Below are 14,308 nucleotides of genomic sequence, written 5' to 3' on the forward strand. Positions count from 1 at the left end.
ATTGGTAGATTTTGAGTAATTTCGCAACCTAAACATGACCATCCCAGATTATGATTACAGAAAAAAGCAATACTACATTAACCTTCGAGGATTTTAAAACTGAAGTATTAAATGACTATAAAATTGCGGTTACCAGTCGGGAATGCAGTCTGTTAGGCCGCAAAGAAGTATTGACAGGAAAAGCAAAATTTGGAATATTTGGTGACGGAAAAGAAGTCCCGCAACTTGCCATGGCAAAAGCTTTTAAAAACGGTGATTTCCGTTCAGGATACTACCGTGACCAGACTTTTATGATGGCAATTGGCGAATTTACCCCTAAACAATTTTTCGCAGGTTTATACGGTCATACCGATCTGGACTTTGATCCAATGTCTGCCGGAAGACAAATGGGCGGGCACTTTGTAACACACAGTTTAAACGAAGACGGTTCCTGGAAAGACCTTACCAAACAAAAAAATTCAAGCGCAGATATATCTCCAACGGCCGCTCAAATGCCAAGATTACTTGGGTTAGCACAAGCTTCAAAAATTTACAGAAATGTGGATAGAATCGAAATCAAGGATAAATTTTCTGTAAACGGAGACGAGGTTGCCTGGGGAACTATCGGAAATGCAAGTACTTCTGAAGGTTTGTTTTTTGAAACCATAAATGCTGCAGGAGTCCTGCAGGTTCCAATGGTAATGAGTATCTGGGACGACGAGTACGGAATTTCAGTACATGCAAAACATCAAACAACAAAAGAAAACATCTCTGAAATCTTAAAAGGTTACCAACGTGATGAGGATTCAGAAGGGTATGAGATTTTCAGGGTGAAAGGCTGGGATTATGCCGAACTGGTTTCTACTTACGAAAGAGCCGGCGCTATTGCACGCGAACAGCATATTCCGGTTTTAATTCACGTAAACGAACTGACACAGCCTCAGGGACATTCTACCTCAGGATCGCATGAACGCTATAAAAGCGGAGAAAGACTGACCTGGGAGAAAAATTACGACTGTATCCGTCAGATGCGTTTATGGATGATTGCCATCAATATTGCATCTCCTGAAGAACTGGACGAAATGGAAGCCCAAATAAAAAACGAAGTTCTGGAAGCTAAAAAAGAAGCATGGAACCTCTTCATCAATCCAATCATTGAAGATCAAAAAAATCTGTTAGTATTATTAGAGCAAATTTCTGCGGCGAGTATCAATCATAAAGATAAAATCAATAAATATATTGCTGAATTAAAAGCTATCAAAGCTCCTTTAAAAAAGGAAATGCTGGTTATAGCCCGCAAAATTCTACGATTTATTGAAGTTCCAAATAGCAAATCTTTATTATCAGACTGGATTACCAATTATATTTCAATAACACAACCTAAATTCAGCAGCAATTTATATTCTGAATCAGAGCAAAACGTCTTGTCCGTTCAACAGGTACTTCCTGAATATTCAGATAATGCAAAACCGGATTTAGACGGAAGAATGATTCTGCGTGATAACTTCGATGCCTTATTTTCTAAATATCCTGAACTTTTAATTTTTGGTGAAGATGTTGGAAACATTGGAGACGTAAACCAAGGCTTAGAAGGGATGCAGGAAAAATACGGTGAGCTTCGTGTTGCCGATGTTGGTATTCGTGAAGCCACTATAATTGGTCAGGGAATTGGTATGGCTTTGAGAGGCTTGCGACCAATTGCCGAGATTCAGTATTTAGACTATTTATTGTACGCCATTCAGATCATGAGTGATGATTTGGCTACATTACAATACAGAACTGTAGGAAAGCAAAAAGCACCGTTAATTATCAGAACCCGCGGACATCGTCTGGAAGGGATCTGGCACTCCGGTTCTCCAATGGGAATGATTATCAACGCTATTCGCGGAATTCACGTTTTGGTACCGAGAGATATGACTCAGGCAGCAGGATTTTACAACGCTCTTTTAGAAACTGACGAACCGGCTTTAGTAATCGAATGTCTAAATGGTTACCGCTTAAAAGAAAAAACACCTTTGAACTTTGGGGAATTTAAAACTCCGATTGGCGTAGTTGAAACACTAAAAGAAGGTTCAGATATTACACTTGTCTCCTACGGATCAACATTAAGATTGGTAGAACAGGCTGCTAAAGAATTACTGGAACTAGGAATTGATTGCGAAGTAATTGATATTCAATCATTGCTTCCGTTTGATATAAATAAAGATATTGTAAAAAGTATCGCCAAAACAAACCGCTTGTTAGTAATTGACGAAGACGTTCCGGGTGGGGCTTCTGCCTTTATTTTACAACAAATTCTGGAAGAACAGGATGCTTATAAATATCTTGACAGCAAACCACAAACCCTTGCTGCAAAAGCACACAGACCCGCATACGGAACTGATGGTGATTATTTCTCTAAACCTTCAGCAGAAGATATTTTTGAGAAAGTGTATGATATGATGAATGAAGTTAATCCAGGTAAATTTCCAAGCCTGTATTAAGAATTCTTTTCGCTTTTAAATATAAAAAAAGCTCCAAATCAATTGATTTGGAGCTTTTTTTGTTTTTACACAAGTTTGTCATTTCGACGAAGGAGAAATCGCACTAGAAAGCTCGACAAAGATTGGCTTTCTACTTTGCGGAATTTCTTGTGTGATTTCTCCCTCCGGTAGAAATGACAAGATTATACATAAATCAGCGCTTTCGAGAAATCAAATTAGTTTCATCAGTATAATTCTACAACAAAAATTATTTCCCCAAAACACCCCTCGCCTTCTCTAAATCCTCAGCAGTATCAATACCAATTCCAACATGGGTTGTCTCGACCATTTTAATTTTTTTACCGAATTCCAAATAACGAAGCTGTTCCAGTTTTTCAGAAGCTTCCAGGGATTTCATTGGCAGACTGTGAAAGTCTAACAGAGCTTGTTTTCTAAAAGCATAAATTCCTATATGCTGAAAGTAACGTACGCCAGCATCTTTATCTCTTGGATACGGAATTACAGATCTTGAGAAATACAAAGCAAACTGTGACTGATCTACCACCACTTTTACATTGTTAGGGTTGTTGATTTCATCTTCATTTGTAATTTCACGCATTAACGAAGCCAGATCAATCTTTTTCTCTTCATCATTTTTAAAAACAGACAAAACCTGCTCTAAGGGTTCGGCTTCTGTAAAAGGCTCATCTCCCTGAACATTTACAACAATATCAACATCAAGATTTGCAACAGCTTCTGCAATCCGGTCACTTCCAGATTCGTGCTCTTTAATGCTCATAATGGCTTTTCCTCCATTCGAAACAATTTCATCAAATATCAAATCAGAATCGGTTACAACAAATACATCATCAAACAATTTTGTGGCAACAGAAGCTTCGTAAGTTCTTAATATTACAGTTTTCCCTCCCAGATCCTGCATGAGTTTTGCAGGGAATCGTGTGGATGCATATCGCGCCGGAATTACAGCTATTATTTTCATTTTAAATTTATTTTTTATCGTCAAGCAAATGTAAGTATTCAAAACTTAGATAAAAAACATAATTAGCAAGGCTTTAACCCAACATGTTTTGAAACTATTTCACCAATTTTATCAGATTTGGATACAGGCTTTCGGTCTTTCCCTGATTTATTTTAATTGCAAATAGTATTGGCAAAATCACATTCAGGACATAAAGTGTAATAAACGCATAGAACAAGATTTCATATGGTCCATAATGCAAAATTTTACATAAAACAAAACCAGTTATCGAAAGAAAAGCAAAAACCGTCCAGATTATTTGAAAGTTCAGAAGATTTGCTCCGATTTCTTTCAGTCCGATAATTTTATCTTTTTTGGTAAGCCATAAAATTAAAGGCAGAATAATGTTTCCTAAGGGAATGACTAAAAATGCGATTACTGAGAGATGAAAAAGGATCAGATAATTTTTATCTGGCTGTTTTCCGTAATCCAAAATATCCTCGGCATTTAAATCCAGAACTTCGCAAATCAAATTCAGGGTTTTTCCTCTTGGTTCGCTTTCGTTGTTTTCAATACGCTGGATTGTTCGTAAATTTACTTTTGAAGAGTCTGCCAGCTCTTCCTGAGACAAGCCTTTTTTCTTTCTTAATTCTCTAATTTTTTCTCCAATTTCGTTCATAATTAATTTTGATTTATTGTTTCGACAAAACTACTTATGAAGCTTTCCATTTGATAACGGTTTATTTGCGACATTTTTACGACATTCTTGTCAATGTATTGATTTTGTTGAATTTTATTGCTACCGGTTTCAAACTTATTATATGATTTTTACTGAAGTCATACTCAAAGAACCGGCTAATAACTTATCATTAAACAAATCCAATTCATCGGTTTTATCTTTTAAACCTAATGTATAAAGCAATGGAAGATAATGTTCCGGAGTTGGAACCGCTAACTGAACTGCTTTATTCATTTTTTCGAAGTCTATCAAGGGTTGAAAATTGCCGTCTAACAGATAATTATTCACCGTTTCTCTTGCTTCAATTGCCCAGTCAAAACCATAATTGTCTTTATCAAAATTCCTGAAATCTACCAGTCTTAAGTTGTGAACGATATTTCCGCTTCCGATAATCAGGACACCTTTGTAACGAAGTGACTGCAGTTTCTGAGCCAGTTCAAAATGATACTGACCCGATTTGGTGTAATCAATACTCAACTGAATTACCGGAACATCAGCATTTGGATATAAATGTTTAATGACGCTCCACGCACCGTGATCCAACCCCCACTGTTCGTCTAAATCTACCTGTACCGGATCTAATATTTTTTGGGTTTCCAAAGCCAGTTCAGGACTTCCTTTTGCAGGATATTGCACATCAAAAAGCGCCTGCGGGAAACCTCCAAAATCATGTATTGTTCTTGGCATTTGCATGGAAGTCACTTTTGTACCTTTTGTAAACCAATGCGCAGAAATACACAAAATAGCATTGGGCTGCGGCAAAGTTTTGGCCAGATTACGAAAACCAGTCACAAACTGATTTTCTTCAATAGCATTCATCGGGCTTCCATGTCCCAAAAACAGAACCGGCATTTTATCTGTATTCGAAAACGTTGACGAAATCGAATGTAAATCGTTTAGTGTTGTCATGGTAAAAATTATTAAACACTAATTGTACAAAATTTTCACAAATTATTTTTCGAAATCCATTCGTGATAATTCGTGAAATTAGTGTTTTTATTCCTCAAAACTCTCGTCTTTAAATCCTATCAAATATAACTTATTTTTGGCACGTGTCATTGCGGTATAAAGCCATCTGATGTAGTCACGGTCTATTCCGTTTGGCAAATATGGCTGTTCTATAAAAACGGTATTCCATTGCCCTCCCTGAGATTTGTGACAGGTTATTGCGTAAGAAAATTTAACCTGCAGTCCATTAAAATATTCGTTCTCTTTTACTTTTTGGAATCTTTTGTACTTTGTTGGTTCGTCTTCATAGTCCTTCATCACTTCTTCGTACAAACGATTCGACTCTTCATACGTTAAAGAAGGAGATTCACTTTTTATAGTATCCAAAATCAAAACCGTTTCAAAAGGCTTTTGATCCGGATAATCGACCATTCTGATTTTGACTTTTGCAAAAGTAAATCCGTATAGTTCTTTGATTCCGAAGAGTTCCAAAACTTCAATAATATCGCCATTCGCAATAAATCCGGCTTCATCGGATTCTTTTAGCCAGAAGTAATTGTTCTTTACTACCATCAAAAAATCTCCGACTGAAAGTTCGCTTTCTTTAAACAATATTCGGGTTCGGATCTGTTCATTATATTGGTTTGCCCTTTTATTCGAGCGTACAATAAAAGCAGTATCCTCAATACTGTAATTGCTGTATGCGGTATTAATTGCATCCTGAATATCGTAACCGTCTGTCAGACGAACAATGTCTTTAAACTTTTTTACATTAAACCTAAATTCAGTAATAAACGATTCTTTCAATAGTTCACGCAATTCTGTAGCATTAAACAAAATTCCTGAACTTTCTTCCTGACGCATAACCTCATCCAGTTCGATATGTTCAATTTCTTTATCATAATGAATTCCCAAAGTCTGAATATCCAGCGCCGGGCTAATGTCTAAATTTACCGGAGGCAGCTGAGCAGTATCTCCCAAAAGAATCATTTTACAATTGGTTCCCGAATACACATAATTAATTAGATCATCCAGAAGCGAACCACTGTCAAGCGTACTGTCTGAAATCATCGAAGCCTCATCAACTATAAAAATCGTGTTTTTATGTTTATTAACTTGTTTGGTGAAAGCTACCCCTCCACCCGATGCTTTTTTAGGGAAATATATTTTCTTGTGAATGGTAAAAGCAGGTGTATTCGAATAATTAGCTATTACTTTGGCCGCACGACCGGTTGGCGCCAGTAAAACAAACTTTTTATTGATGTCTCCAAGATTATTTACAATGGTCGAAATCACAGTTGTTTTACCCGTTCCGGCGTATCCTTTTAGTACAAAGATGGTATCGTTTTGGGGTTCGGTTAAAAAAATTGCGATTTTCTGAAAAAAAATATCCTGTTTGTAAGTTGGTGCAAAGGGAAATCTTTTTTGCAGAAGTCCATAAAATAAGGCTGAATTCATAGGGTAAAATTGAGGAACAAAGTTCGGTTTTTTAAATGGCAATTTCAATTACAATGGCAAAAATCAATTTCAATGGCAATTTCAAAAAACAAGATCAATGGCAATTTCAATTCTAACGGGAATAACGATTTTAGAAAATCAATTCAACCTCAATACTAACCTCCAATTCAAAATAATTAATATTCGAACTTATAATTGAAAACACCTATTTAGAGGATTTATTTCTTTATCACATTGCATTATATTGATTTAGAAATTGTTCCGCCCTCAATCATGTTTTTTGATATTGATTTTTGACATTGATATTGTTATTTATTTTATTTGTAAGTTTGTGTTCGAATTAAATTCTTTCTTGACACTACAACAGGTAATGAATTGTATATCAAATTATGGCATTGCAAAACACTAATATTACATCCAAAAACTATAAAAAACTTTCGATTCAGGTTTCGCTGACCGGATTTTCTTTTTGCTGTTTCGACACCCTTAATAACACCATTACTTCATTTAACGAAGTCATTTTTGATACTTCAAAAAAAACAATTAAAGTAGAGGACGCTTACGGAGAAGCATTTAAAAAACATCCGGAACTCAAAGATTCTTATGACGAAATTATGGTAATCCATAATAACAATCTTTCGACTTTTGTTCCTACTGCCCTCTTTGATGAGGATTACCTTGGAAGTTATCTGCAATACAACACAAAAGTTTTTGAAACCGATTTTTTTACCTACGATAAAATCTCAAATTACGAAATGAATGCTGTTTATATTCCGTATATAAACATCAATAATTTCCTGATTGACAATGTTGGCTCTTTTGATTACAAACATGTGAACAGTATTTTGATCGAAAAAATACTTGAAGCATCAAAAAATAATGACGATAAAAAAATGATCGTCAACTTTAATCCGGTTCATTTCGAACTTATTATAGTTCAAAACCAAAAACTTTTGTTATTCAATTCTTTTGAATATCAGACTCCCGAAGAATTTATTTATTATTTGCTTTTTACAGCCGAACAGCTGAGTTTAAACCCAGAAGTTTTTCCGCTTGAATTATTAGGCACAATCAGCAAAAACGATCCCTATTATGCCATTGCATACAAATATATTCGTAATGTATCCTTTGTAGACATAAGTGCTTTGCAGCAAAAAAACAGTTTCCCGGCTGCAGAAAATCAAAAACATTATATCTTATTTCAATCATGAGAATCATTTCTGGAAAATACAAAGGACGACGCATTTTTCCGCCCAAAAACCTTCCTGTAAGACCTACGACCGACATGAGCAAAGAAGCATTGTTTAATGTTTTGAACAATCATTTTAGTTTTGACGGCTTAAAAGTTTTAGACTTGTTTTCTGGAACAGGAAATATCAGTTATGAATTCGCTTCACGCGGAAGTGCGCCAATTACAGCTGTTGACGGTGATTTTGGCTGTGTAAAATTCATTAAACAGATTTCAGCAGAATACGATTTTGATATAGCAGCAACCAAAAGTGATGTCTATAAATTTCTGGAAAACTGCAAAACTTCTTATGACATCGTGTTTGCCGATCCTCCTTACGGATTAGATCAGGCGGCATTTGAAAAAATTGTTTTGACCGTTTTCGAAAGAGAATTACTTCATGAAGACGGAATGATGATCATTGAACACTCTAAGTACACCAAAATGGATCATCTGAGTAATTTCTCTTTTCAGAAAAGTTACGGTGGCTCGTTTTTTAGTTTCTTCGAACTGAACTCAACTGACGATGATGAAGAACTTCCGGGTGATCCCCTAAAAGTTACTGAAGAAGACGAAGGATAGTTTTCGTTTTGAATCATACAAAATTCCTGTGAAGCTTATACCTTTACGGGAATTTGTTTTTTAAAAATAATTATAAAGCTAATCCCCTCTCAATATACCAGCTACTGCAAATCATATAATCTTTCGAAACAATTATATAAGAGGATTTTAAAGTTCAGAAGATAAATTTGTCTGGAACTTTAAATCCAAACACCATGAACCTAAAAAGATTTTTCGGAGGATTGCTTACAATTCTCGGAATAGTAGGACTTATTTACACTGCAGTAATTTTCGCCGGTACATCCGGAGAAACCCGCGATATAAAATCACTAATTATTTACGGCGTCCTTGGAATTGTTTTCTTTATGTCGGGAATTAGTTTAGTACGTACAACCAAGGACGAATCCTAGTTTTTTTTTAAATACCACACTCTAAATACCACAATTTAAATCACAAAGCGCCTAAAGCAGATACAAACGTAGAAACTTAGCGCTTTGTGCATTTATGCAAAGATGTTATTCTTCCTGAACAGGATTCAGATTCAATTCTGAAAAATCCCTTTCGGTTTTCGAAATTATAATGGTTGCAACCGTGTTCCCAATCAGATTGGTTATTGCTCTGGCTTCGCTCATAAATTTATCAACACCCAGTAAAAAGGCCAGCCCTTCAACCGGAATTTTATGCAGGGCCGTTAAAGTGGATGCCAAAACAATAAATCCGCTTCCGGTCACACCTGCTGCGCCTTTTGAAGTAATCATCAGAATTCCGATAACAGTCAGGATTTCGAAAAAACTCAAATGAACATCGTACAGCTGAGCAAGAAAAATAACCGACATTGACAAATAAATCGAAGTTCCGTCGAGATTAAAAGAATAACCTGTCGGAATCACCAATCCCACAACCGATTTGCTGCAGCCCATTCTTTCCAGTTTTACCATTATACTTGGCAAAGCAGCTTCAGAAGATGAAGTTCCCAGAACCAGTAAAAGTTCTTCTTTGATGTATTTTAAAATTGAAAGAATACTGATTTTATAATATTTCAGAATACTTCCCAAAATAAAAAAGACAAAAAGCGCCATGGTCAGATATACACACAGCATCAATTTACCAAGGGGAATCAAAGTCTCCAGTCCAAATTTTCCTATTGTGTAAGCCATTCCGCCAAAAGCGCCAATTGGAGCAAGGTACATTACATATTTTAAACCAATAAAAACGACGTTTGAAATACGCTCTAAAATCAAAATAGTCTGTTCTCTCTTCTGATAAAAATTTAATGCAATTCCGCAGACAATCGCAGCCAGTAAAACCTGCAGTGTAAAATTCGAAAAGAAAAACTGTAGCCACGAAAAATCCTCTGGATTTCCTTTTGTGTATTGACTGGCATCGCCCAAAGTCAATCCTGATTTATCAATTTTTCCGGGCTCAAAAAAATACGCAACTCCCACTCCGATTGCCAGTGCCACTGTCGAAACTACTTCAAAATAAGCCAGCGCCTTCACTCCAATCCGGCCTACCTTCTTCAGGTTTCCCATTCCTGAGATTCCCAAAACAATTGTCAAAAATATAATCGGACCAATAAACAGTTTGATGATGTCGACAAATGTCTCACCGACGATCTTCATTTTCACACCATTATCCGGCGAAAAATGACCCAGCAGAATCCCTGCAATTATAGCTATTAAGACCCAAAAAGTAAGATTGGTAATTATGGCCTGAAAAGTGCTTTTTGGAACTTTTGAAACCGGTTTTTGAGGAGTTATATTCATGAAGATAAGGTTAGAAGAGTTTCACAAATATATAAAAAATGCAGACCTGTAAGCCGGATTCTGTTCTTGTCCCGTTCTGCAACGGGACAATACCTTATCATTTATCTAGATTCAGAATTACTCCTGAACTCAAGCTACCTACCCTTCAACAACGGACGAGAAGCCCTTAAATGCTGATATACTTGGTATTTCACCGCATAGAGTTTACCTGGTTTCACTACAGCATTACCTGTACATACTTTCTGTTGCACTTGTCCTTGCGTCATTTCTAACGCCGACGGGTGTTACCCGCTATGCTTCTCTGTGGTGTCCGGACTTTCCTCCCTCCCGTTAAACGGAACGACGATAAGGCGGTCTGCGGTGCAAAAGTAATACTTTATCACCGAAGAAGCTAAATTTTAAAATTCCGATTTTAACTAAGTTTCGTAACTTTTTAATTTTAAAATAGTTATCTTTAAAAGTCTATAATTATTAAATACAGTTTATTATGAAAAGAATGTATCATTACGCAACTGTTTCAAAAGCTTTAGATCAATTGCATGAGAAAGGGTTTACGTGCGATTTCAATCGAAATGCAGACGTGATTAAAAAAAATCCTGAGAAATTTGAAATTGTCCATGTGTATAGATACGAGGGGGAATCAGACCCAGGCGATGAGGCAGTTGTATACGGAATTAAATCAACCACAGGTAAAAAAGGGGTCTATGTAGCGGGGTTTTCTGCAGATTCAGACCAGGAAACCGCTAAATTTTTATTCGATTTAAGCATTAGGGGGAGATAAAATTTTTAAATTCCAATTGCGAAATTTAAACAAAATAAAATTCCAAATTCCAATAGCAGAGCTGTAACATTGGAATTTGGAATTTTATATTTCCAATTTTATATTGTTGGTATTTTCAGTTTCCAGCCTGGCTGTATCAAGTCCGGATTTGAAATAATATCTTTATTAGCTTCAAAAATATCCTGCCAGGAAACGCCATATACTTTTGCTATCTTCGAGAGAGAATCGCCGATTTCAACTGTATATTCTCTTGAAACTCCCAGAGCCACTTCAATATTCATAACCAAATCAGCCGATCTGTAATCGGGATCAATTTTTTGGTAAGCATTCCAGATTTTGTCTTTATCTGCAGCATTTTTTGCTGTGCCGTCAATATAAAGCACATTGTTTTGTTCTCTTACCTGTAAATTTGTAATTCCTAATTCTGAAGCTAAATTTGTTACATCACTGTATTTATCCTGTAAACTCATAACAACTTATTTTATGGTTAATTTGTTATCTACTTTTTGAGGTTTCAATTCCTGAATACTTTGTATCAAAGGCTGTAATTGACTCCTTTTAATTTCGCCCGAAAGTGTCACAACACCGCCAACAACGGTAGCACTTACTCCATCATAAGCTTTTATGACTTTACCCACTGACTTATCCAAATCAGCATCTGAATTAATGATGACAGCCGCAGCTGCCGGTTCTACATTTGGATCCGGAATCTGGCAATTATTCACTACCGTTTTCACACCTTTAACTGCTTTAACCGAACGCTCAATATTTTTTTTGAAAGTCTCATCATCACAGGTTCCGACAATGGTAGCAACACCTTCGTGAACAGTAACCTGTACGTCAGATGTTCCTAATTTTTCATTAATTTCTTTTTGAATATCTGCATCTTTAGGGCTGCACGCCAGTAACGAAAGAGCAAGAGTCATTCCTAATACAATTGATTTAATTTTCATAACACTATTTTTTAATAATTAACTGTTTTAAAAGTAAACAGACTAACTATCAAAATTTTATATGATTATGACTGATAATTTATATCGTTTCCAGTAGATCCCTCATTTTCCAAATTCAGAAAATCAAAATTAGTAAAACATAGTCCCTTAATTCTGTAAAGCATTTCTATAATAATATAACCCCTTTATTTCTAAGCATCTGTACTTTTATAAAAAAATTAATATTATGATACATCAATTAAAACCTTCAATATTAGTAGAAACACCGCTTGGAACTGGTCAGGCCATTTTTCTTATCGATTACGGAATGCATCAGAATACATGTTGGGTGGTAGCTTTGCAAGAAAATGGAGTTATAAAGCATTTTGACTGTAATGATGTAATTCTCTCTACAAATTACACGTATGGAATGAATCTTAGAAAAAATAATTTTAAAGATAAAAAAGAAGCTCCTTAATAAATTAATTTACAATTACTTACCATATCTTTGAAGTAATCGTGGCAGCGGGAAGATTAAACATAAATATTAGCATAAAATAAAGTATTCACACGAGTAAATACTATTCTATATTATTTTTGACTTCAATCATTTTCTTTATTCATGCTGCGATACATCATTATATTGCCAAAGTACATTTATAATTTTCCATTCGCCATTTGTCTTTACAATATGCATATAATCAATCCAGGCATCTGCCAGCAATTTAACTGAAGCCGTCTTTGCAGAAACATCCAGTAATTTGATTTCTTTTCTTGGATTTTTTGGAAACTTATCTCCCTTTACATTATAAGTTTCTGCGAGTATAACCATATTTTCAGTAAAAAACTCTGAAACATAATCTTTCTTCGCTGACTTGCTTCTAAAAACCGATCTTTTAACCATCCTGGGATGCAAAGCCCCTTCCATCAGTTTCGGATTCGGAGTATGCTGTGCCTCAATATAAGCTAAAGCAACACGTTTAATATCTAATGAATCCTGAGCGGTTTGGGCCTGTATTTTAAAGAAACAACATACAGCCAATATTAGTAAATGTTTTTTCATCAATTTTTAGAATTTATTTTTTTGCAAAATCATGATTAATTCTTGCAGTTCTACTGTTGGCATTTTTACCACGGACTCTATTTTCGATTCATCAGAAGCAATAACTAAAACGGATTCGTTATCCTCTTCATATCCGGCCTGTACAGAAAAATAGTTTGGATTTGACATTAAAGTTTCTTTTTTTCCATCTTTAAACCAGCCATAATTGGCTTCGTAAATGATTTTATTTTCTGCTATCTGAAAAGTTTCTTCGCCATACGTATTCCATAAAGAAATTCGTAATGTATAAAATCCTATAAGAGAAAATATTCCTATTGCTATAAAATAACCAAAGTGTAATCCACTCCCACCGGCAATTCCAAAAATTACTCCTAATACAGGAAAAACAAAAAAACAAAAAGCTAACCCAAACATTACTGCCCGAACTAGGATTGGCGATTTCTTTACTTTTAGATTAAGGATATTGTTTTGAAGATAATATTGTTGCATATTTTATTATAACTAATTTTAGAATCTGTTTAAAGAAAGAAAAGAACATCAAAATTCAATTAGCTTCCTAATTTACCGTAACGCTGTTGTTCAGAAAAATATATGATTATGGTTTTTCCATTTTTTTTGTATGGATAAAACAATTCGTAAGTTCCATCATTGGCACTATACCGTAACTCGCTACTATTTTTATCAAATATTGAATTTAAGTATTCCCTTTCTTCTTTAGTCGTTTTATGGATATATTCTATTTTCTTAGGATAAATAGTGTCATTTAAATCACCTCCATAATACGGATTAAAACCTAAATAAACTGGAGAACCTTTAAGTGAATCCTTAACAATTAACGTTACGCTTGGAAAATTTTTATCCGTTTCTGATAAAATTCTCAAAGTGTTTGCAGTTTCCTTAATATATTTTTCTGAAAAAGTATAATTTACTAATTTATCATTATTTACTTTATTATTATCCACTATCGATTTAGCAGATTCAATCAGCATACTTTCTTTTTTGCTAGAAGTCAGATAATCTCCTCCAAAAAGAATTAATGCTAATAATGGAAAGATAAAAAACAAAGTCATAAACTTCCATTTATTTGATTTGTGATTTATGAGATCCAGATTATGTTTTTCAGCAATTCTGGTTAAATTAAACATAATATTAATAATTAGTGAACCAAACATAAGGGCAAGAATACCGAAAACACTGAAATAAAAGGTTTCGGTCATATTTTCCCTAAAAACTTTTAAACCAAAAACCTCAATCATTATAAAGGTAAAAACCCAATAAACCAATAAAATTATTGAAGTTATTCCGATGATGTTGCTTAATTTAACTATTTGTTTTGCATTCATAAATGATATTATATTTAATTTTTTTTTTAAAACTGAATTTTGTTTGGGATTAAAAATAGTGCATTTTTT

Annotated in this window: 16 protein-coding genes and 1 other RNA gene; 6 read left to right on the forward strand and 11 right to left on the reverse strand. The window is 34.8% G+C overall.

Translation table 11 applies throughout. The features are described from left to right. The first annotated feature begins 50 nt into the window (after window positions 1–50). The gene (locus AAEO57_RS06570; protein WP_341690785.1) at window positions 51–2,462 is read left to right on the forward strand and encodes an alpha-ketoacid dehydrogenase subunit alpha/beta; all 2,412 of its coding nucleotides are present in this window, start codon (window positions 51–53) and stop codon (window positions 2,460–2,462) included. 247 nt (window positions 2,463–2,709) lie between these two features. Here the strand turns inward: AAEO57_RS06570 and kdsB are convergent, their stop codons facing one another. From kdsB to AAEO57_RS06590, 4 genes are all read right to left on the reverse strand, one after another. Next, a complete protein-coding gene (gene kdsB, locus AAEO57_RS06575; RefSeq protein ID WP_341690787.1) occupies window positions 2,710–3,441 on the reverse strand; it encodes a 3-deoxy-manno-octulosonate cytidylyltransferase in 732 nt (243 codons plus the stop codon). A gap of 94 nt (window positions 3,442–3,535) precedes the next feature. Further along, window positions 3,536–4,099: a magnetosome magnetite crystal formation protein family gene (locus tag AAEO57_RS06580; RefSeq protein WP_341690789.1), complete on the reverse strand. Its 564-nt coding sequence runs from the start codon at window positions 4,097–4,099 to the stop codon at window positions 3,536–3,538. A gap of 138 nt (window positions 4,100–4,237) precedes the next feature. Continuing rightward, window positions 4,238–5,068, reverse strand: coding sequence for a 4,5-DOPA-extradiol-dioxygenase (ygiD, locus tag AAEO57_RS06585; protein ID WP_341690791.1), 831 nt, complete (start codon window positions 5,066–5,068; stop codon window positions 4,238–4,240). An 87-nt stretch (window positions 5,069–5,155) separates the two neighbouring features. Then, the gene (locus AAEO57_RS06590) at window positions 5,156–6,565 is read right to left on the reverse strand and encodes an ATP-dependent DNA helicase (protein ID WP_341690793.1); all 1,410 of its coding nucleotides are present in this window, start codon (window positions 6,563–6,565) and stop codon (window positions 5,156–5,158) included. Between the two features lie 389 nt (window positions 6,566–6,954). Between AAEO57_RS06590 and AAEO57_RS06595 the strand changes: the two genes are divergently transcribed. From AAEO57_RS06595 to AAEO57_RS06605, 3 genes are all read left to right on the forward strand, one after another. Next, window positions 6,955–7,776, forward strand: coding sequence for a DUF3822 family protein (locus AAEO57_RS06595; RefSeq protein ID WP_341690795.1), 822 nt, complete (start codon window positions 6,955–6,957; stop codon window positions 7,774–7,776). Continuing rightward, a complete protein-coding gene (locus AAEO57_RS06600) occupies window positions 7,773–8,375 on the forward strand; it encodes an RsmD family RNA methyltransferase (protein WP_341690797.1) in 603 nt (200 codons plus the stop codon). The genes AAEO57_RS06595 and AAEO57_RS06600 overlap by 4 nt, the downstream gene beginning before the upstream one ends. A 194-nt stretch (window positions 8,376–8,569) precedes the next feature. After that, window positions 8,570–8,764, forward strand: a complete 195-nt coding sequence (locus AAEO57_RS06605) for a hypothetical protein (protein WP_341690799.1) — start codon at window positions 8,570–8,572, stop codon at window positions 8,762–8,764. 105 nt (window positions 8,765–8,869) lie between these two features. On the opposite strand, the gene AAEO57_RS06610 is transcribed toward AAEO57_RS06605, so the two are convergent. After that, window positions 8,870–10,120: a cation:dicarboxylate symporter family transporter gene (locus AAEO57_RS06610; protein ID WP_341690801.1), complete on the reverse strand. Its 1,251-nt coding sequence runs from the start codon at window positions 10,118–10,120 to the stop codon at window positions 8,870–8,872. 33 nt (window positions 10,121–10,153) lie between these two features. Next, window positions 10,154–10,482: RNase P RNA component class A (gene rnpB, locus AAEO57_RS06615), an RNA gene on the reverse strand. Window positions 10,483–10,607: 125 nt separating this feature from the next. On the opposite strand from rnpB, the gene AAEO57_RS06620 reads away from it, so the two are divergent. After that, entirely contained in the window at window positions 10,608–10,901 is a 294-nt protein-coding gene (locus tag AAEO57_RS06620; RefSeq protein ID WP_223680356.1) for an SH3 domain-containing protein, read from the forward strand. Between the two features lie 98 nt (window positions 10,902–10,999). On the opposite strand, the gene AAEO57_RS06625 is transcribed toward AAEO57_RS06620, so the two are convergent. Continuing rightward, window positions 11,000–11,371: a LysM peptidoglycan-binding domain-containing protein gene (locus AAEO57_RS06625; protein ID WP_341690806.1), complete on the reverse strand. Its 372-nt coding sequence runs from the start codon at window positions 11,369–11,371 to the stop codon at window positions 11,000–11,002. A 6-nt stretch (window positions 11,372–11,377) separates the two neighbouring features. After that, window positions 11,378–11,854 carry a BON domain-containing protein gene (locus AAEO57_RS06630; protein ID WP_341690808.1) on the reverse strand — a complete coding sequence of 159 codons (477 nt, stop codon included), beginning with the start codon at window positions 11,852–11,854 and terminating at the stop codon, window positions 11,378–11,380. 226 nt (window positions 11,855–12,080) lie between these two features. Here AAEO57_RS06630 and AAEO57_RS06635 point away from each other — a divergent pair, with 226 nt between their 5' ends. Continuing rightward, window positions 12,081–12,311 carry a hypothetical protein gene (locus AAEO57_RS06635; protein ID WP_341690810.1) on the forward strand — a complete coding sequence of 77 codons (231 nt, stop codon included), beginning with the start codon at window positions 12,081–12,083 and terminating at the stop codon, window positions 12,309–12,311. Between the two features lie 138 nt (window positions 12,312–12,449). Here AAEO57_RS06635 and AAEO57_RS06640 read toward each other — a convergent pair whose 3' ends face one another. From AAEO57_RS06640 to AAEO57_RS06650, 3 genes are read right to left on the reverse strand one after another with little or no spacing between them, the layout of a single operon-like run. Continuing rightward, on the reverse strand, window positions 12,450–12,896 hold the full coding sequence (locus AAEO57_RS06640) for a nuclear transport factor 2 family protein (protein ID WP_341690812.1): 447 nt from the start codon (window positions 12,894–12,896) through the stop codon (window positions 12,450–12,452). 6 nt (window positions 12,897–12,902) lie between these two features. Continuing rightward, on the reverse strand, window positions 12,903–13,385 hold the full coding sequence (locus tag AAEO57_RS06645; RefSeq protein WP_341690814.1) for a hypothetical protein: 483 nt from the start codon (window positions 13,383–13,385) through the stop codon (window positions 12,903–12,905). Between the two features lie 59 nt (window positions 13,386–13,444). Continuing rightward, window positions 13,445–14,239 (reverse strand): hypothetical protein, encoded by a 795-nt coding sequence (locus tag AAEO57_RS06650; RefSeq protein ID WP_341690816.1) that lies wholly within the window; start codon window positions 14,237–14,239, stop codon window positions 13,445–13,447. Window positions 14,240–14,308: the final 69 nt, after the last annotated feature.

The sequence above is a fragment of the Flavobacterium calami genome, from assembly GCF_038290035.1.
Taxonomy (GTDB): Bacteria; Bacteroidota; Bacteroidia; order Flavobacteriales; family Flavobacteriaceae; genus Flavobacterium; species Flavobacterium calami.